Here is a 25,760-nt window from a genome sequence, read left to right on the forward strand (position 1 = left end):
TACCTTGGTTTTGACTGCTTTACCTCATCATTTCTCTGCCCCGGAGTTCCGCCGTGCTTGCCACCCTCGTGATCGGCCTACGTGAAGGCCTCGAAGCTGCCCTCATCGTCGGCATCATCGCCGCCTTCCTGCGCCGCAATGGCAAAGGGCTGGGCGCCATGTGGCTCGGCATCGGCGCCGCCGTAGCGATTAGCTTAGGCGTTGGCGTCACCCTAGAACTAATCTCGGCCTCACTCCCCCAAGCCCAACAAGAAGGCATGGAGACCATCATCGGGGCAATCGCCGTCGTGATGGTCAGCGGGATGATCTTTTGGATGGCGAAGAATGCTCGCAGCCTCAAGGGTGAGCTGGAAAGCCAAGCGGCAAGCGCACTCAAAACGGGTTCGACGGCGGCCCTGGTCGCGATGGCCTTCCTCGCCGTTCTGCGTGAGGGCGTCGAAACCGCGGTCTTCCTGTTAGCAGCCTTCCAGTCCTCGGTTGACCCGTTAATAGCCGGTGCTGGCTCGCTGATAGGCGTCCTGATCTCCGTGATTGTGGGCTATGGCATTTATCGCGGTGGAGTGCGGCTCAATATGGGGCGTTTCTTCACCATTACCGGAGCCTTCCTCGTCTTAGTAGCCGCCGGACTGGTCCTCAAATCGCTGCGTACCGCGCACGAGGCCGGTTGGATCAATATCGGTCAGGCTCGTACCCTCGATCTGTCCTGGCTGGCCCCGAATGGCTCTCCGCAGGCAGCCTTACTCACCGGCGTACTCGGCATTCCGGCAGATCCCCGGATGATCGAGGTACTCGGCTGGGCACTCTATCTGGTGCCGATGCTACTCTTCGTGCTCTGGCCAGCCAAACACCGAATTAAGGCCGCAGCCCTGCCCCGTTTTCGCCGTATCGTGGCAGTGAGCTTGCTCGGCGCGGGAGCCCTGCTCGCCGTCGTCACCCTATTGCTCCCAGCCCCTTCGGTCAGCAATGCGCCGCTGTCACTGGCTGGCTCCGGCAGCATCAGCCTGGCCGGTCAGGAACTGAGCGTAAGTCGCGGCGGTGAAACGAGCACCTTCTCGCTTGCCGGGCAGGGTTCGGCTCAGGACGAGCATCTCGGTGTGGACAGCCGACACTACAGCTTGGCGCAGCCCGCCGCTGGTGACCGACCCTCCAGCCTGAGTCTTTCCGAACTGACCGCGCTGAACGGCGGACGCTTGCCGGTCGGCGTGAGTGCGCAGAACAATCCCGGGCCGTTCGAGGCGAGTTGGACGAGCAAGGGCAGCCTTGAGGTATGGCTTGCCGACGGAGTGCTCATCGACGCGGATAGCAGTTCCATCAGCGCACTCACCCTATCCGGCGGTGGCCTATCCACCCCCAGAACTTTGGTGCTCAATAATGACGCACAAACGTGGCAGGTCAATCCGGCTAACTCCGCTACCGCTGCAAGTTCGGTCCAAGCAGCAACGCAATGGCAAGAGGAACGCTCGCTCTGGGGCATCTGGCTGCCCGTGGTACTGGGGTTAGCTGCCCTGGTCTTCGGCTTCCGCTCCTTCCGGCGTGAGCCCGCGGTCCACGATTCTGCTGTCCGAGCTGCTGCGCCGACCACCGCTCAGATATCCGCTCAAAACATCAACAAATCCACCACCGACTCACCTGCGAAGGGACCTGTACGTGTCTAAGCCAAGTTTCACCCGTCCGAACTCCAGCCTTATCCTCGGACTGCGCGGGACTGGCCTAGCCGCCGTTGCGTTGCTCGCACTGACCGCCTGTGGTGGTTCAGCAACCGGCAGTAGCGCTAGCAACGGCAGCGATAGCGTGGCACCGGTGACCGGTGGCGCCGCCCAGGTGAAGGTGACCATTCAGAACGTTGATGGCAAGGACGTTTGCGTGCTGGACCACAACAGCGCAGCAGCCGGTCCGATTTCCTTTGAGGTCTCCAATCAGAACGCCTCCGGGGTGAGCGAAGTAGAGCTGCTCAGTGATAAGCGTATTCTCGGCGAGCGAGAGAATGTCATCCCGGGCCTGAAGCCCTCCAATTTCACCGTCACGCTCAGCGGTGGCAGCTACCAGCTCTACTGCCCCGGCGCCGATCCGGAGAACACCTCCTTCACCGTCACTGGAACCGCGGCGAGCACCGGAAACTCACTCTCCGAGCAGCTCAAGACGGGCACCGAGGGTTACGCCAAATACGTCAGTGGCCAGGTGGAGAGCCTGGTCGGCGCAGTTGCCGATCTGAAGACCGCGGTCGATAGTGGCGATGTGCAGGCGGCGCAGCAGGCTTACGCCAAGGCCAGGCCCTTCTACGAGCGGATCGAGCCGGTGGCAGAAAGCTTCCCCGATCTTGATCCCGCTCTCGATCTACGGGTGGCGGATGTGCAGCCGGGCACCACCTGGACCGGCTTCCACCCGATCGAGAAGGACCTTTTCCAGAGCAAGGCGATCAGCGCAGATACCAAGAAGCTAGCTGCCGGTTTGGTGCAAAATATCGGCAAGCTCAAAACCCTCACCACGGGGCTTGAATACAAGGCCGAAGAGCTGGCTAATGGGGCCTCCGGTCTGCTGGAGGAAGTCCAGTCCTCCAAGATCACCGGTGAAGAGGAAGCCTATAGCCACATCGACCTGGTGGATTTCGTGGCCAATGTCGAAGGTTCACAGCAGGCTTTTGAATACCTGAAGCCCGCCTTGACCCAGATCGACGGCGACCTGACCACCACGGTGAGCGCCGAGTTCGACACCGTGACTAAAGCCCTAGAAGGCTATAAGGACGCCTCGGCTATCGGTGGTTATAAGATCTATGATGCGACGCTGAAGGCTTCCGATGCCAAGAAGCTGACCGCCTTGATCCAAGCCTTGCAGGCACCGTTGTCCAAGATCGCTGAGAAAGTCGCCACTGCCTAGATGAGTTCAGAAGAGAGCGCGGGGGCCTCCGACGGCGTCTCCCGCCGAAGGTTTTTTGGCGCCGGGGCCGCTGTCTCCGCCGCCGGAGCCCTCGCGGTAGGTGCGGCCGGTGGCGCGATTGCGGCCACTGCACTGCGCCCGGCGCAGGATACCCCCACCCCAGTCTCCGAGCTCAGCTACCCCTTCTACGGCGATCATCAGGCGGGAATCTCCACCCCGCCGCAGGATCACCTGGTCTTCATGTCCTTCGATATGACGTCAAAGAGCGCGACCGATCTGCAATTGGTGCTAGCCAAATGGAGCGCCGCGATGGCACAGATGTGCGCCGGTCAAACGGTAGGCAGTGCCGAGCCCGCGCGGGAGCAAGCCGTTCCGGTGGACACCGGGGAGGCAGTGGGGATGGGACCACAGGGCCTGACCTTGACGCTGGGGTTCGGCCCCTCGCTCTTCGACGAACGATTCGGCTTGGCGAAGTTCAAGCCCGCGCTGCTCAAAGACCTGCCAGCGATGGCCGGCGAGTCCCTCCAAGCCGGCTATACCGGGGGTGATTTGTGCATCCAGGCCTGCGCTTACGATCCGCAGGTGGCTTACCATGCGGTCCGCAACCTGGCCAGAATGGCCCGCACCCAGGTGAAGACCCGTTGGACGGTACTGGGCTTCGGCCGTGCTTCCGCGGGCGCCAATCAGTCCACGCCGCGCAATCTGATGGGCTTCAAGGACGGCACCAGGAACATCACCCAAGCCGAGGATATGGACCAGCACGTCTGGATTGCCGACTCGGATCAGGACTGGATGGTCGGCGGAAGCTACCTGGTGGCCCGGAAGATCCATATGTTGATCGAGACCTGGGATGCGGACCAGATCGGTGATCAGCACACCGTCTTTGGCCGCAGCAAGGAGGAAGGTGCTCCGCTGACCGGCAAAGCCGAGCACGATGTGCCGGACTTCGCGGCAAAGGGCAGTGACGGAGCAACGATAATCGCAGCCGACTCTCATGTGGCGCTGGCCGCGCATGAGAATAACGGCGGGGTGAAGCTGTTGCGCCGCGGCTACAACTTCACCGATGGGATTGACGACGTCGGCAGGTTGGACGCTGGACTATTCTTCCTTAGCTTCCAGAAAGACCCTGAGCAGTTCATTAAGTTGCAGTCCAAGCTAGGTGCTTCGGATCGCCTGAACGAATACATCAGGCATGTTGGATCGGCGCTTTTTGCGGTTCCTCCAGGCCTCCCGGAAGCCGGAAAATACTTCGGCCAGGAGTTCTTCGGCTAATTAGTCCCTGGCGTGAGCAAGTCAATTATGGGAGCATCGGTCCATGGAAGAGGCCAATCCGATAGTGCCCGGATTCTTCGATCTGGGACTCGTTGTTCTAGGGATACTGTTCCTAGCGCTCGTGATCTGGGCGCTCGTGAGCATCTTCCGTTCAACCGAATCCTCAGCCGGCAAGCTTCTCTGGGCTCTCGTTGTACTAGCACTCCCCTTGCTTGGCAGCGCAGCTTGGCTGATCGGCCGCTATCTGCAACGACGTCAAGCCACTGTCGACGGCTAAGCCTCCGGGGCCACTAGAACATCGATGTCATTGGCTGCGAAGGCCGAAATCTGCTCCTGGGTAACTCCCGAATCGGTGATCAGTCGGCGAAAGTGATAGCCCTCCATGGTGGCAAAGGCACGTTGGCCAATCTTCGAGGAGTCCGCCAACATATAAGCATCCGCAGCCCGGCGAGCCATTAACGAATTAACCGTGGCCTCGCCCTCGTCCGTCACCGTCGGCCCCACCTCCGGATCGATGCCATTGACGCCGATAAATGCGAAGTCTAGGGCTACCTTCTGCAGGATGATGTCGGTATACGGTCCCACCAACTCATAGGAGCGCGGGTTCACAATGCCACCACTGACCATGATCTTGAAGTTAGGCCGCACCGCCAGCTGAGCAGCAATATTGATGGCATTGGTCACCACGGTGAGCGTTGGCTTATTCGATGGCTCGGCCAGATCTTCCCGGGTAGAGAGCACCTGAGCCAGGGCGGTCGAGGTGGTGCCACCACATAGGCCAATGACGGCGCCCAAGGGAATCAGCGCACTCGCCGCGAGGGCAATCTGATGCTTTTGCTGGGCGTGATCATCTCGGTTATACCTCACCGGCAGGTCGTAGGCCACCGATCCGGCCACCGCACCACCGCGGGTTCTACTCAGCAAGCGCTCGGCCGCCAAGGAGTCCAAGTCCCGCCTGGCGGTAGCCGGTGAGATCTGTAGCTTGTTGACCAGATCCTCAACTTCGATCCGGCCAGTTTGTGCCAGCAGATCCAAAATCGCGGTTAGTCGTTCGCTTCGAGTCATCAAAGCCCTCTCTTCTGAAACAGCGTCAGCAGTCGCGCAACCTCTGGTTGCAGGGCTGCTCTACCCGCCGCCAGGTACTTTCGAGAATCTACCAGGTCCGGATACTGTGCCAGGTAATCACGCACCGCCCGGGTGAAGAATCCGTTCAAATGGGTCGAAACATTGATCTTACGCATGCCTGCCGCAATACCTTGCACAAGAGCCTGATCCGGCACGCCGGAAGAGCCGTGCAAAACCAGGGGAACATCCAGGGCGGCAGCCAGCTGACCAATCCGCTCAAGGTTGAGTGAAGCGCTGCGCTCAGTCATGGCGTGAGAGGATCCCACCGCAACGGCCAGGGCGTCCACCGCAGTATCTGCAACGAATTGGACGGCTTCTTGCGGATCGGTCAACACCCCTGGGGCGTGCGCACCGTCCTTACCGCCCACCTCACCAAGCTCGGCTTCAATATAAACGCCGCGGGCATGCGCATAATCCGCCAGCCGACGAGTGGCGGCAACATTCTCCGCATAAGGCAAGTGGGCGCCGTCGTACATAATCGATCCGAAGCCAAGATCCACGGCGGCAAGAGCCAGCTCCTCGGATTCCGCATGATCTAGATGCACGGCAATCGGTACGGTAGCTTTTTTAGCAGCCTCAAGGGAAGCCATCGCCAGGGGTTCCAGGCCACCGTGATAAGCCACGCAATTCTGCGAGATCTGTAAGATCAGCGGAAGTCCGGCCTGTTCGGCTCCTCCGATCAGACCCTCCACCGTCTCCAGATGCAAGACATTAAAAGCCCCTTGCCCGGTTCCGGCGGTCACTGCCGCATCCATTAATTCGCGGGTCGGTACTAGTGGCATGAGAAATGTTCCTCCAGGATCAGGGTGGATTCGAGCTCTCTCCAGCGTTCGGAAATCTCGCCAGCGGCAGGCATCAGCACTGCGGCCGATCCCCAGGCAGCGGCGCGGCGCAGTAATGGCTCCAGGGACTGCTCCCCGGAAGCGAGAACGACGGCGGCTCCCGCCACTGCGGCATCCCCGGCTCCGGTGGGGTTCCCGGCGAGCGCTTCGGGCAAACGTGCACTCAGGTGTCCTTCGGTACCGGCCGCGAAAGCTAGCATCCCCCGCTCTCCGTCGCTGACCAGCACCCGCCGAGCACCGAGGCGCAAAAGAACTCGTGCTCCGGCAGCGAGTTCGTGCTCGCCGGTGGCTTCTAGGAGTTCTTCGCGATTGGGTTTGAGCAGCGCTGCCCCGGCGCTTGCGGCCGAGAGCAATCCGGCTCCGGAGGTGTCGATGATCGCTGGCACGCCCGCCTGCTTAGCTAGTGCTACCACTCCCGGGTAGAAATCGGCGGGCGCTCCCGTCGGCAGCGACCCGGAGGCCACCACCAGCTCGGCATCCTGCAACTCATCGGCAATGGCCTCGGCCAGAGCCTGCCATTCAGCGATTTCCAGCGCCAAGCCACGTTCATTGAAAATACTGGTCTGGCCACCAAGCTCATCGACAAGCGCGATGCTGCGCCGGGTCGCAGCCTGCACTCGAATCAACCGCCGAGGCAATTCGGCTGCGGCAAGCTCTTGCTCAAGCTCACGCCCGCTTTCGCCACCCACGGTTGCGATAATCCTGGATTCGACTCCCTGGGCAGCTAAGACCCGCGCGACATTGATACCTTTGCCACCGGCTCTACTCAACGGCGCATCCACTCGATGTGAGCCGCCGGGCTGCAAGCCTGCAACTCGATAGGTCAGATCAATCGCTGGGTTGGGAGTGATTGTCAGGATCATGGCAAGGCTCCTGTCGAGGGTTCCGAGGAGGCTGCCGACAAAAGCTCCTGAGCCTTGAGCGCAGATCCGATCAGCCCGGCATTCTGTCCCAGCATCGCCTTGACTAAAACCGGGCGTGGTTGGAAGCTAAGCAACTGATCGATCTGTTTGGCGAGCGGTTCAAAGAGTTCATCGCCAGCTTCCGCAAGCCCGCCTCCAATCACCACCTTGCTAATCCCTATCATCGCCACCGCCTGGGCGATCGAGAAAGCGAGCGCGGCTATCGCTTCCGCCCAGATTCGTTGCGCCACGGTGTCCCCTGCCTTCGCGAGGGTGAGCACTTCCCGGGCACCGCCGGAAAAATCTGGATGTGCTAGAAGGTAGCGTCTGCCGATCGCGCCCGCCGAGCCGGTGGCTTCCATGATCTGTAGCCCTCCGTCCGGGGCGGGAGCCATCGCATGGCCGACCTCGCCGGCGTAACCACCCGCGCGCAGTCGGCGCCCATCGATGTAGAGTGCCGCGGCTATGCCGGTACCAACCACCAGGATCATCGCGTTCTCCGCGCCCTGCCCGGCACCCAAGGCCACTTCGGCGTCACCCGCTGCGCCGACGTCGTGCCCAAAAGAGACCGGAAGCTGCATCCGGCTTTCCAGCTCGGCGCGGAAGGGATAATCTCGCCAGCCCAGGTTCGCGGCGTAAATTCCGATTCCCCGCTGTTCGTCCACCAGCCCGGGTACGGTCACTCCTACCGCCGCGATGCGCAGCTGTGGATGTTCGGTGGCATAGCGACGCAAAAGACCATCGAGGAAATCAACGAGAACCGGACCCGGGCGTTGGGCGTCCAGGGCGGTACGAAAGCGCTGGATATCTACGATTTCAGGGACTTCTCCAGGGGCAGCCGACAGCACCAGACCGGCCTTAGTGTCGGTACCTCCGACGTCGAAAGCCAGGACGGCCGAAACTATCGGAGTGGCTGAGGAGTGAAGAGGCACACTGGGCATGGCAAGAGCCTACGGCTACTACTGGTCTAGGATCACGGAGCGACTCAGGTTCCGCGGTGCATCGGGATCCAAACCCCGCGCGCGGGCGCGCGCTAGCGCCACTTGGTGCACTCGAACCAGTTCGGCCAGCGGGTGCTGTTGACGGGCAATGAAGCTGGCCCCGGTGCGTTCAACCTCTGCTGCCAAGCCCTCCGGTGCGGTACCGAACATCCAAGTGACCCGGCCGGGAGCCGCGATGGAAATCGGTCCGTGGCGGTACTCCATGGCCGGGTAGGACTCGGTCCAGCCCTGAACTGCCTCACGCATTTTCAAGGCTGCTTCCTGAGCCAGGCCCACGGTCCAGCTCTGGCCGAGGAAGGTGAATTGTTCTGCATCGATCAGCTCTTGCGGCACCTCTTCGGTCAAGGCTTGCTCGGCGTCCACGATCGCTTCACTCAGATCCAGGTCCAGGCTGCTCAATAGGTAGCACAGGGCGGTGGTGGCAAATCTGGTCTGCACCACGGAGCGCTCATCCGCATAGGGCAGGCCGATGACGAAATCGGCTAGGTCAACTGCGGGGGAATCAATATCTCCGACGATCAGGGTGGTCGGAATCTTCCCCTTCAACCGTTCCAATACCTCCAGCACCTCGGTGGTGGTACCGGAGCGCGTAAGGGCCACCACGGCGTCGTAACCGCGGTCCAAAAAAGCTTCGGTAGCGGTAAAGGCATCGGTCTCCCCCAGCCCGGCCGACTCACGTGCTACCGCGTAGCTTTGCGCCATGAACCAGGAAGTACCGCAGCCTACGACGGCGACTCGCGCCCCATGCGGAGGCAGCGGCTTTCGCTCGCCGACCTGTTCGGCACGAGACTGAGCGATCGCTCGCTGCCACACCTCCGGCTGACTGCGCAGTTCGGCTTCCATGAAAACGCCTCCGCGGGCGAGTTGTTCCGTCATGACGACATTCTCCTGAGTCTGGAAGATCATTGCACTCAAATCTAACATTCTTGATTCAAAGTGATCAAATAAGCCTATTATCGATCATTTTAAACTATATATGAGACTGCCTATCGATCAGCAACGCTGCCCTGTCAGCAGCTTACGCAAGGAAGGCTTTTGCACCTTAGATCAAGGTTGCGAGTATTGGACAGATCAGTCCATAAATAGTAACCTCGGCATATGGCCCGTCCACGAAAGTTCGATGTCGAGACCGTCACCGATAGCATCCTTGAGGAGTTCTGGAGCAACTCTTTTGCCGGAACTTCCACCGAGGACCTCTGCACCCGGACCGGACTATCGCGCAGCAGCCTCTACAACACCTTCCGCAGTAAGGCCGATGCCTACCAACAGGCACTAGAACGGTATTACCGACTCAAGGAAACCGAACGCTCGCGGTACGCTGATTTGCCCGGCACCGGTCGCGAGTTGGTGGAGCAGCTGATGAACGATGTGATTAGCGGGCAACTCGCGGAAGAAGACCGACGAATCTGTTTGGTAGTGCACGCCTGCGTGGAAATCGGCAAAAGCGATCCAGAGGTCGCTGCGCTAGCCGAGAAGAGTCTGAATGGCTTCGAGGATCTCATTGCCACCCTAGTTCAGCGTGGCCAGGACGATGGTTCCATCAACACAGATTGCTCCGCCCGCGATCTGGCTGGCACTCTTCACGCCGTCATTAATGGTTTACAGGTCCGGGAGCGCGTTTCCTCGACAGATGCCCATGCCCGCCGCATTATTCAAGCCGCGATGAGCCTATTCTAGGCAGTCTCCCGGCATCAGCGTCCTCCAGCACCCAGCACCCAGCACCCAGAAAGCGACTTACCATGACCGCGAGCACTAGGCCCCGACTACCTCTAGCCGTCTTTGTCATTGGCTTGGGTATCTTCTGCCTCGGCACCTCCGAATTCATGATCGCCGGACTATTACCGGATATCACTCAGGCATTTGGGGTGGATATTCCTCAAGCGGGTTGGCTGATCACTATTTTCGCAATCGGCATGTTGCTTGGCGCGCCGATCATGACCCTGCTGACGCTGAAACTACCACGAAAGACCACCCTGCTCGGGGCTGGCTTGCTCTTCATCGTGGCTCATGTACTGAGCGCCACAACTGACAATTTCACGGTGTTGATGGCTACCCGAGCGGTGGCAGCGCTGGCTTGCGCGACCTTCTGGTCGGTGGGAGCCGTAGTTTCGGTGACTCTTGCCGGGGCCGGTCGAACCGCTCAGGCCTTAGCCGTCACGGTAGGCGGATTGACGGTGGCCAATATCATCGGAGTTCCGGCGGGAACCTGGCTCGGCGCACAATTTGGTTGGCAGTCGGCTTTCTGGGCGGTGGCAGCGCTTACCGCCCTGAGCGTGCTGGCAATGATTTTGCTGGTGCCGCACACAGCCAGGCCCTCCGGAGGTAATACCAACACCTCTATGTCTAGCCTGGTAAGGGCAGAACTCTCCGCCTTTCGTCAGGGACGGATCTGGCTCGCTTTATTGACCACCATGCTCTTTCAGGCGGCAGTCTTCTGCACCTTCTCCTATTTGGCCCCGCTGATGATCCAAGTGGCCGGCATTCCCGAGTCCGCCGTTGCGGGAGTGCTATTGATTTTCGGGCTGGGCTCGCTGCTGGGCGTCACCATCGGTGGACGTTACGCTGATCGCAATCCGATGCTCAATGTGCTGCTCAGCCTGAGCACCATGGCGCTAGCCTTACTTGCCTTATTACTGACCGCCGGAAACCCTTGGGGCCTGATCATCTCCACCTTTTTCTTCGGGGTTACCGGTTTCTCGATTGCGGCGGCGCTGAACTCCCGAGTCTTTGGCTTCGCGGGCAATGCTCCCACGCTGGCGGCTTCGGTCAGCACTTCAGCCTTCAACATCGGCAACGCCTTGGGCCCTTGGCTGGGCGGCCTGGTCATTGGGCTTGGCCTCGGTCTCCGCGCTCCAATCTGGATCTCTATCACCCTGGCCGTGCTCGCCGTCGTGGTTGCCCTCATTTCTCGCCAAGTAGAGAAGCGCCCGTTGAAATCAGCTACTCCTATCCCCAGCACGGAAGGTGCCATCCATGAATCCCCGATTTACTAAACAAAAAGTCCTGGTAGCTGGAGCTGGCAGTGGCCTCGGACGCGCCATTGCCCTTGCTTTTGCTACCGAGGGTGCCCGCCTAGCGTTGCTGGGCCGAACCGAACGCACGCTTCAGCAGACCCTAGAGGCTCTACCCGGTGAAGGGCACGTGATTCAGACGGCGGATATCACCGACGCCTCGGGGATAAGTTCTGCGGTGGCAGAGCTTACAACTCGATTGTCTGGCCTTGATATCGCCATCAACACCGCGGGGGCGCTTCTGCAGCCCAGCAAGTTCGGCGATATCGACCCGCTTCGAGCGGCTCAACTCTTCACCACCAATGTATTGGGAACCTGGAACGTGATGAGTGCCGAGCTTCAGCAGATGCGTCCTGCCGGGGCCGGTGTGATTATTAACTTCTCCTCCACCATTGGGGCACACCGAACTATGCCGGGATTCGCTGCCTATGGGGCGAGCAAAGCTGCGGTCAGTGCGATGAGCCGAGCGGCAGCCCTGGACCATATCGCCGAAGGAATCCGGATCGCCGTCATTAGTCCCGGTTCCTCGGACACCGAGATGTCCTTCCGTGCCGGCGAGGACGAGACACAGCGAGCCGCCAGAGTGGCAAGGACCAATCCTTCCGGCCGCTTAGCCAGCTTGGACGAAATATCGGCGGCCACCCTCTTCTTAGCCTCCCCCGCTTCTGGCTACACGGTAGGTGCCGATCTGGTCATAGACGGCGGAACGAGCGCTTAAGTTTCAAGTAATTTCCCCTTGGGATTTAATAACCTCTTGACTTAATCATTTCGAGTGTATAACGTCTGGAGAGTTATTTATGTGGATAGCTATCTGCATAACATCCTTATTGGAATCGAGGCTTTGCAATGGCGAATTTGAATGTTTCTTATGGTGAGTTGGATGCTGCCGGTACGCAGTTGGATAACGGGCGGGCTGATCTGGAGGGCAAACTTTCTGAGTTGCAGCGTCAGATCCAGTCCTTAGTCGCTTCCGGTTATGTGACGGATTCTTCCTCGAAGGCATTTGAGTCCGAGTACGCTCAGTTCACCCAGGGTGCTCAACAAGCCGTCAGTGGCTTGGAAGGCCTAGCCGCCTACCTCCGTCATGCATCGCACACTCTGGAGTCCACAGACCAGCAACTCGCCTCCAAACTCGGCAAATAAGACCTCCGCGGCAACCCAGAGATATTGGAGGCTCAATGCAGTGGACTGACGAAGAACCGGATGCAGCAGATTTGCCCAACCTCTTGGCTCATAAAGATTGGGCCAAGGACCGGGTAGATGAAATCGATCAGGTAGGCCGAATCGTCCAGAACACCGTTGACGGCATTGGTTCCGCTTGGGTTGGCGAAGCTGCTGCGGCCTGGAAATCCGGGGTCAGCGAGATCATCGAAGTGCTCTCTCAGTGTAAATATGAGTACCAATCCCTGGAAGCTGCTCTCGGACCCTTGCACTCGGGGCTGAGCAGTTTGCGTTCCAGCATGGACGGAGTGCGTCAGGTCGAGATGGCATGGGGGTTCACTCTCCAAGAACACCAGGGCATTGCCGAGCAGCGTGCATCGTGGCTGATCGTCAATGATCCGGCGTCTCGTGGGCACAGTCTGGAGACTGTGCCCACGATAGGTTGTTATCCAGACGACACCCCGGATATTCAGCGCGCGAGGATCGACTTGCTCGCTGCCCGCGATATGGTGACGACCGCCGAGAAGGTCTTGGCGGAAGCACAGGCTGAACGGGAAGAGGGCGTGCGGAAACGACGCACCCTCGATTCGGATGCTTCTGCCGCTTTGGCTGCCGCGCAGGCTGCAATGCCAAAGACACTTCCGGCTGGAATCGGCGATGGCTCCGGAGTGATTCCTGTAAGTTTCGGGCTGTCCCTGATTCGCAAAACCTTGGCTGGCCTGAGCAATCAGCAGCTGAGGGATCTCTTCGGTAAACCCGGTGCGGGCGGGGACTTAGCAAAGATCTTCGCCGGAAAACTGCCTGCCCCCGGTGATTCTGTTCCCGGTCTTGGCCCGGCAGTCGTCGCCGCTCTCGCTGCCTTGGTGAATGCGCCCGCAACCTTAGATCGGAGAGAGAAACTCACCGTTCTCTTTGCTGCGATAAGCCCGGAAGATGCATCCCGACTCGCCCTGCTCTTCCCGGGACTGGGCAATATTGATGGCGTGCCCTTCACCGCGCGTTACGACGCGAATCGCATCAACGTGGCTGCTGCGCTGAAGAGCCGACAGGACAACCAGGGTGTGCTGGATCAGATCGTGAAGAATGCGCAGGCGAAGCTCAATCAGGCGCAGAAGAACTACGAGAGCGGGCTAACAACCCCCATAAAAGTCGACAATAATCCCTATGGTCCAGCAAGTAACGTGAATCCCTATCTCGTCCTACTCCAGCAAGCAAAGGAAGCCCTTACTGAAGCCCAGAATGCGGCGAGTGAAAATTTCAAATTATCTAACATGAGCGGCGACCCGAAGAACTGGGGTACTTATTGGAAGTATCTGAACGAACTCACCCCGACATATGCGATCGGCGCCGATGGGAAACCTGCGCTTGGTCCGGACGGTAATTACCAGCAGCAGGTGGGGCATCAGATCCTGGTTTTCTCCGATGAAGGACCCGGTGCCGTGGCCGAGGTCTGGGGAAACGTGAACACCGCCAAACAAATCGGCGTCGCCGTCCCCGGAACCACGACCACCATGAGCACCTTTCCCGGAGCGTCGAATGATCAAGCCAAAACCTTCATGGATAAAGCGTTCAAAGATAAGCGTTTTGATCAGTCGATGATTTCGTGGGCGGGGGGTGAATTCCCGCAAAAAATACCCTTCGTAGAAGGTGCGGGACCCACCCCACCGAAGAGTGCCGGTGATCCGTCCTACGCTAATGACCTCGGACAGCGGTTGTACCGGTTCAATGATGCTCTGGCTGCTCAAGCACCCGGAGCGAAGATCGCTGTTGGCGGGCACAGCTATGGTGGCTCCGTGGTCGGTGAAGCTGAACAACTCGGGATGGAAGCAGACCGGGTGCTGTTCATTGAATCCGCCGGCACCGGCCCCGGAGTGCACGGAATCTACGACTACCCCCACGCCAACACCACGAAGTACTACCAAATGACAGCACCCGGCGACCCAATCTTCTACTCCCAACTATCCGGGGTTCACGGCGAAGGTCCAACCTTTGACCCCGGAATCACCCCGTTAGAAACCGGGTTCCTCGATGACACCAACCGTCCAGGCAGCGGCCTAGTTCAAGGGGTTGACGCGCACGGCGGCGTCTTCACTAAAGGATCAACCGCGTGGAAGAACATGTACGGTTTCTACACCAACCAACAAATCGAAGCCAAGGCAGCGTATAGCTTCCAACTCACCAGCCCGGGCTATCAACCACCCCTGATTGATGTTGGAACCGATCAACCCTACGCAGCCACCCACACCGAGCAGGAATGGCAGATCACTCAAAATGCGCAAAACACCCGGTAAACACCCCACGAAACCGCTCACGGGTGCGAATAAAACTCAGACTGCCCGTCACTCCAAGGCCCGGCCCTGTACCGCTCTGTTCATCATTGTCATACTAGGAATCCTCATGAGCGCCTGCACCAGCGGCAACGGCAACCCGCACGAACCCATCAACGCCGATAAGGTCGGAGTCAGCCAAGACTTAAAGAACGCCGCCATCGAGGCCGTCAAACTCAACCGGGACATCCTCACCCAGATCGACAAAAAATACTTCATCGGTGCTTTTGGTACCTTCTCTAACGACCGACACTCTGCTGAGACCCCACCCATGAAAAACGGCTACAGCTACTGGAACGTCTCCACCCTCAGTGCTACCAAGAACATGGACATCACCGCTGTCTTCAACCAAATCCGCGCCTACCTCGAATCACAAGGCTTCACCCTCGACAGTGATGATCGTCAAGGTACCCCAGAAAAGGGTGTCACTGGCGGGGCAACCTTCCGCAGAAAAGACAGCGCGGTCCCCTTCATCGACATGGGAGTCCCCGGCACCAACACAGATTCCCAAATCTACCTAGACATCGTTACCGCGAACTTTCCGAATCCGCCGGTCGGTGAATGGCCCGACCTGCGAACAGGCACCACCTGGGACCCCGCCGAACCCCTCTGGCCCGCAGGACTCGGACCGAAAACCCCAGCACCAACCACCCCACCTACCCCATGAACACGAACCCAGCACTAGGCAGCAGACCTCGATCACACCGGAAGGCAATAACCCTGGCACTGTCCATCGCTCTAGGAATCCTCATGAGCGCCTGCACCAGCGGCAACGGCAACCCGCACGAACCCATCAACGCCGATAAGGTCGGAGTCAGCCAAGAACTCAAAAACGCTACCATCGAGGCCGTCAAACTCAACCGGGACATCCTCACCCAGATCGACAAAAAATACTTCATCGGCTCCTTCACCGATCTCTCAAACGAACGGCATTCGTCCGAGACCCCGCCCATGAAAAACGGGTACAGCTACTGGCAAATCACCACGCTCAGCGGTACCAAGAACATGGACATCACCGCTGTCTTCAACCAAATCCGCACCTACCTCGAATCCCAAGGCTTCACCCTCGACCGTGACGACCGTCAGGGCACCCCAGAAAAGGGAGTCACCGATGTGGCGACATTTCGAAGGAAAGACAATGCTGTTCCCTTCATCGAAATGGGAGTTCCCGGCACCAATAAAGACTCCCAAATCTCCCTAAAAATTGTCACGGCAGACTATCCGAACCCGCCCATGAGCGAATGGCCCGATTGGCACAAGGACGAACCGGAATGGAAACCCACCGAACCCCTCTGGCCCACAGGAATCGGACCTAAAACCACCCCAAGCAGCACAAAAACGCCATAGATAAGCAATCCAGAAAGGAGCAGCCAAATGACCCTGCCAAGAAAACCAATACCCCTAGACGATTCGCCATCGACCCCGGTATCGACAGGCGGGGCGAGCGGAAAGTTGCTTGTTAGCTACAGCCTGCTGCAAAACCTAGCGCAAGAACTCGGTGGCGCCGGATACCAGCTATCGGACGGCGCCGAAATTCCCGGCTCAATCAGCGGTAGCGGCGAGCTTGACCAAGCAATCAATCGTTTCGTCGACAAAAGTCTAGAAGTCCGCGGGCATCTCCACGACTCACTGCAAAAGACCGCAGCCCACACTGACCAAGCCGCAAGTGAATATCAGAAGACCGATCAGGCCCTAGCCACGAAATAACCGACTTCAATCACCTCTGATCCTCTGAAGGGAGCTCGTTATGAACGAGACAGTGGACCCCCAAAAGACTGTCCCGCAGTCCCCGGTATCCGTTCGCGCCCCAGGGCTAGCAGCTGCATCAATTCTCCTCGGCGTAATGGGTCTTATCCTGAACGCTTTGTTGCTGACTTCAATTCATGGTGCGCCCACCCTCATAGCGGGAATGATAGGCAGCGCTCTCGCAATAATAGGACCGCTGATCAGTCGCCAGCGGCACAGTTGGACGGCTCTCAGCCTCTTCATCGCTTTCCTCGCCCTACTCCCAGTAGCAGGAACCATAGCCATCGCGGTGCTGCTAGGAATCGGTTTCTCCGGCGTGCGCTAGGCTCCCGGTAACCAAACCAACTCCCCTGCTCGCCACACCGCGCGGGTCAGCGGGACTCCCGGCCGATAGGCCAGATGAGTAGCAGATGGCGCCTCCAAGAGCTGTAGATCTGCACGATGTCCAACAGCAATGGAACCCACAGCCCGCTTCCCGTCTAGGTCCTCCCCAGTATGCCTACGCAGAGCCAGCGCCCCGCCCCAGGTCGCGGCGCGCACCGCCTCATGGACACTCAGCCCCATCTGCAGCGCCGCCGTGGTCACGCAGTAAGGCATCGACGTAGTGAAGGAAGTCCCCGGATTGCAGTTCGAAGCCAGCGCGATCTGCACCCCGGCGTCGAGCAGTCTCCGCCCCGGAGCCAGTGGCTGCCGAGTGGAAAGGTCGCAGGCCGGAAGGCAGGTGGCCACCGTGCCCGCAGAAGTAGCGGAACCGTCCCAAGCAGACCAAGTTCCAGCCAGGGCATCCACGTCCTGGTCGTCAAGATAGTTCACATGGTCCACGCTCGCGGCCCCGAATTCGACGGCGAGCCGCACTCCCGCGCCCGGCCCCAGTTGGTTGCCATGTACCCGCAGCCCTAGGCCGGCCTTCCGGCAAGCCTCCAACACACGCCTGGATTGCTCCTCGGTAAAAGCACCTCGTTCGCAGAACACATCAGCCCACTGGACCCAGGGCAGCACTGCCGCCAACATCGGACCGCAAACCAGATCGGTGTACTCCTCGGCATCCGCTCCGGCGGGCACCAAATGTGCGCCCAGGTAGGTCACCTGATCGGCCACTTTCGCGGCGATCTGAGCGCTGCGCCGCTCGTTCTCCACGTCCAGGCCATACCCGGTCTTGGTCTCTAAAAAGGTTGTTCCCTGACTGATTGCTTCGGCAACCCGAGCGGAGGCCAGCTCTTCTAACTCCTGATCACTAGCAGCACGAGTGGCTTCAGTAGTGACGGCGATCCCCCCGGCCGCGTAAGTCTCCCCTGCCATCCGGGCTTCGAACTCGGCCGTCCGATCCCCGGCGAAGATCAAATGATTATGCGAATCCACCCAACCTGGCAAAACAGCCCGACCTCCGGCGTCGATCAGTTCATCTGCGGCCGGCGCTCGATCGGCGGCTCCAACCCAGCTGATCCGCTCGCCTTCGAAGAGCACCGCCGCATTCCGCAGCACCCTATGCTCCGCATCCTGGGTCATCAGTTCGCCAATGTTGCTCAGCAACTGGCTCCGCATCGTCATGAAGTCTCCTCTTCAGAAATTATCCCGAAACCTGATCTAGTTCTGCTATCGCCGCAGCCAGCAAGCCAGCCGGTGCTCCGAGTTTCAGGTGGACCCCATCCCGTGCCACTTCCCGGCCACCAATCTGCACGCTACGAACGTCCTCGGCCGTCGCGCTCATCGGAAGTTGCTCCACACGTGAACCCACGGTACGCACCGAATCGCTCGCAATCTCCACCAGATCACCACTCGCGTTCCGCCCCAGACTGCGCAGCCCGCCGTCGTGCGCTATCTCCAGTAGTTGCGCCGAGCTAAACCTGCCCCGCACTCCGCTACGCAAGCGTTCACCGTATTCCAGCGCCCGCATTTCCTGCCAAGGATCGACGACGGCGTGCTGGTCACTGCCAATCGCCAGCCCAGCCCCAGCCTGGCCAAGTTCCAAGGCGGGGCCGATGCCATCAGCCAGATCGGCTTCCGTGGTCGGACACATCACGATGGTTGCCTGAGCCTCGCCCAGCAGGGCAATATCCTGCTCGGTCAGGTGCGTGGCATGCACCGCGGATAACCGAGCGGAGAGCAGACCCGCCTGGGCAAGCAATCCGGTGGGAGTCAATCCGGTTGCGGCTAAGCAATCAGAATTCTCCTGAGGCTGCTCCGACAGATGGACGTGCAGCGGCAGCGCCGGGTCCAGCTCCGCCGCAATGATCCGCAGTTGTTCCGGGGCCACCGCACGCACCGAATGGACTGCCGCGCCGACCTGAACAAAATCCGGATCGAACTCCTCGGCGATCGCCGCTCGCAACCCGACGAGCCGAGATAACCAGCTCTGGGCGTCCCCGTCGCTAAAGCGTAGCTGAGTGGGATTGGGCGGAATCCGCCCCCCAGTCCCGAAACCAGTACCGGCACCGAAACCTCCATCCAGATAACAAGTATCTAGAAGTGTCAGCCGGATACCTGCGTTCCTTGCCGCCCGAGCCAAGGCAAATTCCATCTCGTGGTGCGGATAGTGGCTGCCGTCCGGGCGGTGATGCAGGTAGTGAAACTCACCCACCGCGCTGTAACCGGCGGTGACCATCTCGGCGTAGACGGCGGTGGCCAGCTTCTCGTAAAGCTCCGGCGTGAGCGCCTGGGCGGCCGCGTACATCTGCGTGCGCCAGGACCAAAAATCCCCGGTCTTTGCGTGGGTTCTGCCCCGCAACACCCGGTGAAAGGCGTGCGAGTGCGCATTGACCGCGGCCGGGAACATGGCACTCATAGCAGCCCCTCCAGCACGTCCGCGAGCGCTCCGGCCGCATAGTCGGCATCGCTGTTCTCCACGGCCTCCTCGGGCGAGTGCGAAACCCCGGTGGGATTACGGATGAACAGCATTCCAGTGGGCAGATAGGGAGCCAGCACCCCGGCGTCGTGTCCCGCGCCGCTGTCCAACACCGGGGCACCGGGCAGCAACCTGCGCAATTCCGCCTGCAGGCCGGCGTCGAAGCCGGTGGTGGGGCTGAGCGATTCCTCGGTGAGAGTCACGGTGCAGCCCTCGTTCGCGGCGGCGATCTGAGCCTGGCCGTGAATTTTCTCCACCACGGCCGCGGTCACCGCGTCATCCGGATGCCGCACATCCAGCCAAAGCTCCACCTTGGAGGCGATCACGTTGGTACCGCCCGGAGTCGGCTGAATCCGGCCAACGGTGGCCCGCGCATCTTCTTGGGCGGCAGCCACCTTACGCACGGAAAGGACGATCTGCGCAGCCACCACCATGGGATCGGCCCGATCAACCATTAACGTGGTGCCGGCGTGGTTGCCTTGCCCACTAATGGTGAACTTCCAGCGCCCGTGTCCCAGAATGGAACCGGCGACGGCAATCGGAGAGCCCATGTCGATCAGCCCTCTGCCCTGCTCCACATGGAGTTCGATGAACTGACCAATATGGGCCAGCGAATCGGCATCGGCGCCAAGGTAAGCCGGGTCCACGCCATTGCGAGCGGAGAGCTCGGCAAAGGTATTTCCCTCAGCATCGCGCAGATTCCGCGCCTTGTCCGCATCTATCGCTCCGGTCAGCAGGCGTGAGCCCAGGCAGGCAATGCCGAAACGCGAGCCTTCCTCCTCCGGGAAAACCGTGAGCGCGAGCGAGCGTTTGCCGTCCTGCCCCGGTTGAACGCCGCGAGCACGCAATTCATCCACGGCGGCGAGTGCGGCGGCCACTCCGAGCGGACCGTCAAACGCGCCACCGCCGGGAACCGAATCCAGGTGGCTCCCGGTGACCAGGGAATCATCCCGCTCGGGACCGCACCAGGCCCAGATGATGCCATTGGGATCGGTGAGTACCTCTAGTCCGCGACGCTCCGCTGCGGCAATGAACCAAGACCGCAAATCCAGCTCGGCTGTGGAGTAGACCGGACGGCTGTACCCACCGCGTTGCGCATCCCGCCCGACGTCGGCGATCTCACCGAGCAAGGTGGTGACCGTGTTGGCTGGCTCCGAAGTCATTACTGCTCCTGATGAGAGGACATCGGAATGCGTACCCCGCGCTGCTCGGCGACCTCCGTAGCCCGGTCATAACCGGCATCAACGTGCCGGATGACGCCCATGCCGGGATCATTAGTCAGCAAGCGTTCAAGTTTCTCGGCGGCCAAATCGGTGCCATCGGCTACAGAAACCTGGCCGGCGTGGATGGAGCGGCCGATTCCCACCCCACCGCCGTGGTGAATGGAGACCCAGGTGGCACCCGAGGAGGTGTTGATCAGTGCATTGAGCAGCGGCCAGTCGGCAATCGCGTCCGAGCCATCTGCCATCGCCTCGGTCTCCCGGTAAGGCGAAGCCACTGAACCGGAATCCAGGTGATCGCGACCGATCACAATGGGAGCGGAAACCTTGCCCTCGGCTACCATGCGGTTGAACAGCAGGCCAGCCTTGGCTCGATCGCCGTAACCCAGCCAGCAAATTCGCGCCGGCAGACCTTCGAACTCAACGTGCTCGGCCGCGGCATCCAGCCAGCGGTGCAGGTGCTCGTTCTCCGGGAAGAGTTCCTTCAGCGCGGCATCGGTGACTTCGATGTCCTTCGGATCGCCGGAGAGTGCTACCCAGCGGAACGGGCCCAGTCCTTCGCAGAAAAGCGGGCGGATATAGGCCGGAACGAAGCCGGGGAAGGCGAAGGCCCGCTCGTAACCGCCCTTGCGCGCCTCGTCCCGGATCGAATTACCGTAGTCGAAGACCTCTGCCCCGGCATCCTGGAATCCGACCATGGCCTCCACCTGACGGGCCATCGAGGCTTGAGCTTTCTTGGTGAATCCCTCGGGATCGCCGGCTGCCTCGCGCTGCCATTCATCGATCGCGATGCCTTCCGGCAGGTAGCTCAGCGGATCGTGCGCACTGGTCTGATCGGTGACCACATCGATCGTGAACTCCCCCGCTTTGTGCCGTTCCAGCAGCGCCGAGAAAACCTCGGCAGCATTGCCTACATAGCCCACCGAGAGCACACGGTTTTCCGCTTTGGCTGCCAGCACCTTGGTGAGGGCCGCTTCTAAGTCGGTTTCGACGTCGTCCAGGTAGCGTTTGCCCAGCCTGCGCCGCAAGCGCTCCTCGCTCACATCGATGATCAGGCAGGCGCCTCCGTTGAGGGTGACGGCGAGTGGTTGCGCGCCGCCCATTCCACCGCAGCCGCCGGTCAAGGTCAGCGTACCCGCCAAAGTGGGCGTCGGAATCCGGCCCTGGTCGAAGAGCTTAGTGGCGAGCGCTGCGAAGGTTTCGAAGGTGCCTTGTAGGATGCCCTGAGTGCCGATGTAGATCCAGGAGCCAGCAGTCATCTGGCCGTACATCATCAAGCCTTCGGCTTCTAGCCGCCGGAATTCCGGCCAATTGGCCCAGTCTCCGACCAGATTGGAGTTTGCCAGCAGCACCCGGGGCGCCCATTCATGGGTGCGGAAGACGCCGACCGGCTTGCCGGACTGCACCAGCAAGGTCTCGTCCTTCTCCAGGGTTTCCAGGGTGCGGACGATGGCGTCATAGGCTTCCCAGCTGCGCGCCGCCCGGCCGGTGCCACCATAGACCACCAGGTCCTCGGGGCGCTCGGCAACCTCCGGATCGAGGTTGTTCATCAGCATCCGCAAGGGGGCTTCGGTCTGCCAGGATTTGGCGGTCAGCTCGGTGCCGCGGGCTGCCCGAATGGTATTCCCATTGGAGTAGCGAGACGGATCGTGTTGAGTGAAGCTAGCCTTTGCGCCCTGAGCGTTTGCAGCCTGGGGGTTTTCGGTCTGTGGAATGGTCATGGCTCTCAGTCTTTCTGGCTTGACGGACTCTTGCTTGACGGAATTGAAGATCAGTAATTCAGGAATGCAGGATGGATTTCGCCTCAGCAGACACCAGCGCGCCAATGCGCTGAGCCTGCTCGGAGCTGATCCGGTAACTCGGGGCCACCACACTCAGTGCGGCGACAGTGCGGCCTCCCACCACCACGGGAGCGGCAATTGCGGTGACATCCGACTCCAAGCCATCGGTTACCACCACGTAGTCGTCCACAGCGGCCCCCGTGAGCACTGCCCCGGCGGCAGTGCCTTCGAGAGGGATACTGCGGCCAACCCAGCTAGAGTGCCGCACCGAATGCGTACCCTCCTGAACCGCAATATAGATGCCATCGGCATCCGCGGAGGATCGAACATTGAGGTACGCGGTTTCGCCGGTCGCCGCAACCAAACGTTTCATCGACTCCTCGGCCATCGAGACCAAGGATTCGTTGGCGAGCGCTTGAGCACCCAACTGAACGATCCGCATCCCGGGCCGGTAGCCGTCGTCGTCCTTCCGGACAAAGCCGGAACTCTCTAAGGTGCGCAACAAGCGAAGCGCGGTGGAGGCGGAAAGTTCGGCATCACGGGCGGCCTCGGCCAGGGAAACACTGCCGCGATCGCAGACCACGCCAAGCAAGCTCAGCGCACGTTCTACCGTTTTCGTTGCCGGTGCATTAGAAACTTCGGTCACGATTCTTGCCTCCTACCCCTTGCAATCCGAACAACAATGTATTTCACTTATTGAAACGTGTATTTCATCAATTGGCAAGAGTGTAGAGGACAGAAAATGGAAACCACCGTAGAAATCGGCGTCGGAGCACTGCTTCCTGAGCAGGTTGTTGCAGTTGCCCGGCATGGTGCCCAAGTCTCGCTGAGCGAGGATTCCCTTGCCGCAATCGACGCCTCCCGTCGGGTCATCGAAGACCTGGTCAACGACAGCAAGCCGCATTACGGCGTCTCCACCGGATTCGGCGCACTCGCCACCAAACACATTCCGGTCGAGTTACGCAGCCAGTTGCAGCGTTCCCTGATCCGGTCACATGCAGCCTCTTCAGGCGCTGAGGTGGATCGCGAAGTGGTCCGTGGCCTGATGCTGAACCGACTCTCCACCCTGGCTACCGGTCGCACCGGGGTCCGGCCGAGCACCGCGCTGGCCTATGCGGGCCTGCTGAACGCCGGAATCACCCCGGTGATCGGTGAATACGGTTCGCTAGGTTGCTCGGGCGATTTGGCCCCACTCTCACACTGCGCACTGGCTCTGATGGGTGAGGGTGAGGTCCGCAATCAGCAGGGCGAGAAAGTGCCGGCTGCCGAGGCGCTCAAGGCCGCCTGCCTGGAACCTGTCGAACTGCGTGAGAAGGAAGGCCTGGCGCTGATCAATGGCACCGACGGTATGCTCGGCATGCTGATCCTGGCTTCACACGATCTGCACCGGCTCTTCGCTCTCGCGGACGTTGCCGCGGCGATGAGCGTAGAAGGACTTTTGGGCACCGACACGGTCTTCGCCGAGGATTTGCACGCGCTACGTCCGCATCCCGGCCAGCAGGACTCTGCCGCCAATATTCGCCGCATCCTGGCTGGCTCCGCCTTGATTGCCGAGCACCGGGCGGAAGGCTCCTTCACCCGGGTGCAGGATGCCTATTCACTGCGTTGCGCGCCTCAGGTGCACGGCGCAGCGCGAGCCACCCTGACCCATGTTGAGTCCGTGGCGGGCTACGAACTAGCCTCCGCGGTAGACAATCCGGTGGTCACAGTTGATGGAAGGGTGGAGTCCAATGGCAATTTCCATGGCGCTCCGGTGGGCTACGCCCTGGACTTCCTGGCGATTGCGGTGGCCGATGTGGCGTCCATGAGCGAGCGGCGCACCGACCGGTTCCTAGACAAATCCCGCAGCCATGGGCTCAACGCCTTCCTGGCCGACGATCCGGGCGTGGACTCCGGGCATATGATCGCCCAGTACACCCAGGCGGGCATCGTTTCCGAACTTAAGCGCCTCGCCGCACCGGCTTCGGTGGATTCGATTCCTTCCTCCGCCATGCAGGAGGATCACGTCTCGATGGGTTGGGCGGCGGGCTTGAAATTGCGCCGAGCCCTGGACGGACTGACCCGAGTGCTGGCCATCGAAATCCTCACCTCCGCAAGGGCCCTGGACTTCCGCGATGGCGGGGTAGCCTCCAGCAAGGGAGCCACGGCGACGACGGCGGCCCGCGCCTTAGTACGCGAGCACGTCGAGGGTCCAGGTACAGATCGCTATCTGGCCCCGGAAATCGAGGAAGTGCGAAAGCTCGTCGACGACGGCTCGCTACTGGTCGCCGTCGAGGCCGCCCTGGGAGCGCCGCTCGTCTAAGTCGTCTTTTCGGTATCGACTTTTCGGGCCGAACATGGGAGGGCCGAACATGGGAGGGCTGGGTCTCGCACCGAGACCCAGCCCTCCCATCAATATCGCTTGGCGGCCTAGCCGACCGAATCCCTGCTGGCCACAAAAGCCTGAACGCAAGCTTCGACGTCCTCCGCTGAGTGTGAGGCGGAAAGCTGCACCCGAATCCTGGCCGCACCGCGGGGAACCACGGGGAAGCTGAAAGCGGTCACGTAGACGCCGTGCTCAAGCATCGCATCGGCGATCTTCGCGGCGAGCACAGCGTCACCGAACATCACCGGCACAATGGCGTGCTCGCCGTCGAGCAGCTCAAAGCCTTCTTCACTCATTCGACGCCGAAATAGTGCTGCGTTAGCGAAGAGCTGCTGCCGCAACTCGGCCGAATTCTGCACCAAGTCAAGGGCCTTGAGGGTGGCGGCAACGATAGCCGGGGCGAGCGAGTTGGAGAACAGGTAGGGCCGCGCCTTCTGCCGCAGCATGGCAACGATTTCCCCTCGACCAGAAACATAGCCACCCGAAGCGCCGCCCAAAGCCTTGCCAAATGTTCCGGTGTAGATATCCACCCGCTCACTAACGCCTGCGTGCTCAGGTGTTCCCGCACCGGTCTGGCCCATGAAGCCAACGGCATGAGAATCATCCACCATCACCAGCGCATCGTGCTTCTCCGCAAGGTCGCAGATCGCTTCCAGCGGCGCCAGGTAGCCATCCATCGAGAACACGCCATCGGTCACAATAATCTTCCGGCGAGCCCCTGAGGCCTCCATCAACTTGGCTTCCAGATCCGCCATGTCCTGATTCGCGTAACGGTAGCGGGCCGCCTTGGAAAGCCGGATGCCGTCGATAATCGAGGCGTGATTCAGCGCATCGGAGATGATCGCATCCTCTGCTCCGAAGAGCGATTCAAAGACGCCGCCATTGGCGTCGAAGCAAGAGGAAAACAAGATGGTGTCCTCGGTACCAAGGAACCGAGATACCGCCTGTTCAAGCTCCAAATGGAGATCTTGGGTGCCGCAGATGAAGCGGACGCTGGCCATGCCGAAGCCGCGCTCGTCCAGGGCCTGCTTGGCTGCGGAGATTAGCTCCGGGTGGTCGGCCAAGCCGAGGTAGTTATTGGCGCAGAAGTTCAGCACATCCTTGGAGCCGCCCTCTAGGGGTCCTGCGGAGATATGCGCGCTCTGTGCCGAGGCGATCTTTCGCTCGGTCTTGAACAAACCGGCCTGCCGGATCTCGGCCAGTTCGGAATCTAGTTGGTTCTTCATGGCGGTGTACATATCGAGTCCTTCGTTCAGGTTGTTCGGTAATTCGTTCAGGAATTTGTTTATTC

Annotated in this window: 25 protein-coding genes; 14 read left to right on the plus strand and 11 right to left on the minus strand. The window is 60.5% G+C overall.

Annotated features, from left to right (window positions below; all coding sequences use genetic code 11):
- Positions 1-53: 53 nt before the first annotated feature.
- The 4 genes from efeU to FHU41_RS05845 are packed head-to-tail and all read left to right on the plus strand — an operon-like array spanning position 54 to position 4,423.
- A complete protein-coding gene (efeU, locus tag FHU41_RS15065; protein ID WP_343046253.1) occupies positions 54-1,655 on the plus strand; it encodes an iron uptake transporter permease EfeU in 1,602 nt (533 codons plus the stop codon).
- Positions 1,648-2,874, plus strand: a complete 1,227-nt coding sequence (efeO, locus tag FHU41_RS05835) for an iron uptake system protein EfeO (RefSeq protein ID WP_218846950.1) — start codon at positions 1,648-1,650, stop codon at positions 2,872-2,874. Before efeU ends, efeO begins: the two co-directional genes overlap by 8 nt.
- Positions 2,875-4,146, plus strand: a complete 1,272-nt coding sequence (gene efeB / locus FHU41_RS05840) for an iron uptake transporter deferrochelatase/peroxidase subunit (protein ID WP_179388653.1) — start codon at positions 2,875-2,877, stop codon at positions 4,144-4,146.
- 43 nt (positions 4,147-4,189) lie between these two features.
- Positions 4,190-4,423 (plus strand): PLDc N-terminal domain-containing protein, encoded by a 234-nt coding sequence (locus FHU41_RS05845; RefSeq protein ID WP_179388654.1) that lies wholly within the window; start codon positions 4,190-4,192, stop codon positions 4,421-4,423.
- On the opposite strand, the gene FHU41_RS05850 is transcribed toward FHU41_RS05845, so the two are convergent.
- From FHU41_RS05850 to FHU41_RS05870, 5 genes are read right to left on the minus strand one after another with little or no spacing between them, the layout of a single operon-like run.
- Positions 4,420-5,211 (minus strand): DeoR/GlpR family DNA-binding transcription regulator, encoded by a 792-nt coding sequence (locus FHU41_RS05850; RefSeq protein ID WP_179388655.1) that lies wholly within the window; start codon positions 5,209-5,211, stop codon positions 4,420-4,422. The genes FHU41_RS05845 and FHU41_RS05850 overlap by 4 nt on opposite strands.
- On the minus strand, positions 5,211-6,053 hold the full coding sequence (locus tag FHU41_RS05855) for a class II fructose-bisphosphate aldolase (RefSeq protein ID WP_179388656.1): 843 nt from the start codon (positions 6,051-6,053) through the stop codon (positions 5,211-5,213). The genes FHU41_RS05850 and FHU41_RS05855 overlap by 1 nt, the downstream gene beginning before the upstream one ends.
- Entirely contained in the window at positions 6,044-6,976 is a 933-nt protein-coding gene (locus tag FHU41_RS05860; protein WP_179388657.1) for a 1-phosphofructokinase family hexose kinase, read from the minus strand. The genes FHU41_RS05855 and FHU41_RS05860 overlap by 10 nt, the downstream gene beginning before the upstream one ends.
- Positions 6,973-7,956, minus strand: a complete 984-nt coding sequence (locus tag FHU41_RS05865; RefSeq protein ID WP_179388658.1) for an ROK family protein — start codon at positions 7,954-7,956, stop codon at positions 6,973-6,975. Before FHU41_RS05865 ends, FHU41_RS05860 begins: the two co-directional genes overlap by 4 nt.
- Before the next feature lie 18 nt (positions 7,957-7,974).
- Positions 7,975-8,892, minus strand: a complete 918-nt coding sequence (locus FHU41_RS05870; protein WP_179388659.1) for an SIS domain-containing protein — start codon at positions 8,890-8,892, stop codon at positions 7,975-7,977.
- A gap of 222 nt (positions 8,893-9,114) precedes the next feature.
- Here FHU41_RS05870 and FHU41_RS05875 point away from each other — a divergent pair, with 222 nt between their 5' ends.
- The 9 genes from FHU41_RS05875 to FHU41_RS05915 all read left to right on the plus strand — a co-directional run bounded on the left by FHU41_RS05875 (position 9,115) and on the right by FHU41_RS05915 (position 16,586).
- On the plus strand, positions 9,115-9,693 hold the full coding sequence (locus FHU41_RS05875; protein ID WP_179388660.1) for a TetR/AcrR family transcriptional regulator: 579 nt from the start codon (positions 9,115-9,117) through the stop codon (positions 9,691-9,693).
- A 62-nt stretch (positions 9,694-9,755) separates the two neighbouring features.
- Positions 9,756-11,009, plus strand: coding sequence for a Cmx/CmrA family chloramphenicol efflux MFS transporter (locus FHU41_RS05880; RefSeq protein WP_179388661.1), 1,254 nt, complete (start codon positions 9,756-9,758; stop codon positions 11,007-11,009).
- Complete coding sequence (locus FHU41_RS05885) at positions 10,990-11,745, plus strand: SDR family NAD(P)-dependent oxidoreductase (RefSeq protein WP_179388662.1); 756 nt, start codon at positions 10,990-10,992, stop codon at positions 11,743-11,745. The genes FHU41_RS05880 and FHU41_RS05885 overlap by 20 nt, the downstream gene beginning before the upstream one ends.
- 128 nt (positions 11,746-11,873) lie before the next feature.
- Positions 11,874-12,170 (plus strand): WXG100 family type VII secretion target, encoded by a 297-nt coding sequence (locus tag FHU41_RS05890; RefSeq protein WP_179388663.1) that lies wholly within the window; start codon positions 11,874-11,876, stop codon positions 12,168-12,170.
- A gap of 35 nt (positions 12,171-12,205) precedes the next feature.
- Positions 12,206-14,479, plus strand: coding sequence for an alpha/beta hydrolase (locus FHU41_RS05895; RefSeq protein WP_179388664.1), 2,274 nt, complete (start codon positions 12,206-12,208; stop codon positions 14,477-14,479).
- A gap of 106 nt (positions 14,480-14,585) precedes the next feature.
- Positions 14,586-15,182: a hypothetical protein gene (locus tag FHU41_RS05900; protein ID WP_179388665.1), complete on the plus strand. Its 597-nt coding sequence runs from the start codon at positions 14,586-14,588 to the stop codon at positions 15,180-15,182.
- A gap of 83 nt (positions 15,183-15,265) precedes the next feature.
- A complete protein-coding gene (locus tag FHU41_RS05905) occupies positions 15,266-15,862 on the plus strand; it encodes a hypothetical protein (protein ID WP_179388666.1) in 597 nt (198 codons plus the stop codon).
- A 27-nt stretch (positions 15,863-15,889) separates the two neighbouring features.
- Positions 15,890-16,222 (plus strand): hypothetical protein, encoded by a 333-nt coding sequence (locus tag FHU41_RS05910; RefSeq protein ID WP_179388667.1) that lies wholly within the window; start codon positions 15,890-15,892, stop codon positions 16,220-16,222.
- A gap of 40 nt (positions 16,223-16,262) precedes the next feature.
- Positions 16,263-16,586 carry a hypothetical protein gene (locus FHU41_RS05915; RefSeq protein ID WP_179388668.1) on the plus strand — a complete coding sequence of 108 codons (324 nt, stop codon included), beginning with the start codon at positions 16,263-16,265 and terminating at the stop codon, positions 16,584-16,586.
- Here the strand turns inward: FHU41_RS05915 and hutI are convergent.
- The 5 genes from hutI to FHU41_RS05940 are packed head-to-tail and all read right to left on the minus strand — an operon-like array spanning position 16,583 to position 22,750.
- A complete protein-coding gene (gene hutI / locus FHU41_RS05920; protein WP_179388669.1) occupies positions 16,583-17,809 on the minus strand; it encodes an imidazolonepropionase in 1,227 nt (408 codons plus the stop codon). The two genes, FHU41_RS05915 and hutI, sit on opposite strands and share 4 nt — an antisense overlap.
- Before the next feature lie 19 nt (positions 17,810-17,828).
- The gene (locus tag FHU41_RS05925; RefSeq protein WP_179388670.1) at positions 17,829-19,043 is read right to left on the minus strand and encodes a formimidoylglutamate deiminase; all 1,215 of its coding nucleotides are present in this window, start codon (positions 19,041-19,043) and stop codon (positions 17,829-17,831) included.
- A complete protein-coding gene (locus FHU41_RS05930; protein WP_179388671.1) occupies positions 19,040-20,266 on the minus strand; it encodes an allantoate amidohydrolase in 1,227 nt (408 codons plus the stop codon). Before FHU41_RS05930 ends, FHU41_RS05925 begins: the two co-directional genes overlap by 4 nt.
- Entirely contained in the window at positions 20,266-22,044 is a 1,779-nt protein-coding gene (gene hutU / locus FHU41_RS05935) for a urocanate hydratase (protein ID WP_179388672.1), read from the minus strand. The genes FHU41_RS05930 and hutU overlap by 1 nt, the downstream gene beginning before the upstream one ends.
- Before the next feature lie 58 nt (positions 22,045-22,102).
- Positions 22,103-22,750, minus strand: a complete 648-nt coding sequence (locus FHU41_RS05940) for an IclR family transcriptional regulator domain-containing protein (protein WP_179388673.1) — start codon at positions 22,748-22,750, stop codon at positions 22,103-22,105.
- 96 nt (positions 22,751-22,846) lie between these two features.
- Here FHU41_RS05940 and hutH point away from each other — a divergent pair, with 96 nt between their 5' ends.
- Positions 22,847-24,406: a histidine ammonia-lyase gene (gene hutH, locus FHU41_RS05945; RefSeq protein WP_179388674.1), complete on the plus strand. Its 1,560-nt coding sequence runs from the start codon at positions 22,847-22,849 to the stop codon at positions 24,404-24,406.
- Between the two features lie 107 nt (positions 24,407-24,513).
- Here hutH and FHU41_RS05950 read toward each other — a convergent pair whose 3' ends face one another.
- A complete protein-coding gene (locus tag FHU41_RS05950) occupies positions 24,514-25,707 on the minus strand; it encodes a glycine C-acetyltransferase (protein WP_179389145.1) in 1,194 nt (397 codons plus the stop codon).
- Positions 25,708-25,760 lie beyond the last annotated feature (53 nt).

This window comes from Psychromicrobium silvestre, from assembly GCF_013408295.1.
Taxonomy (GTDB): Bacteria; Actinomycetota; Actinomycetes; order Actinomycetales; family Micrococcaceae; genus Renibacterium; species Renibacterium silvestre.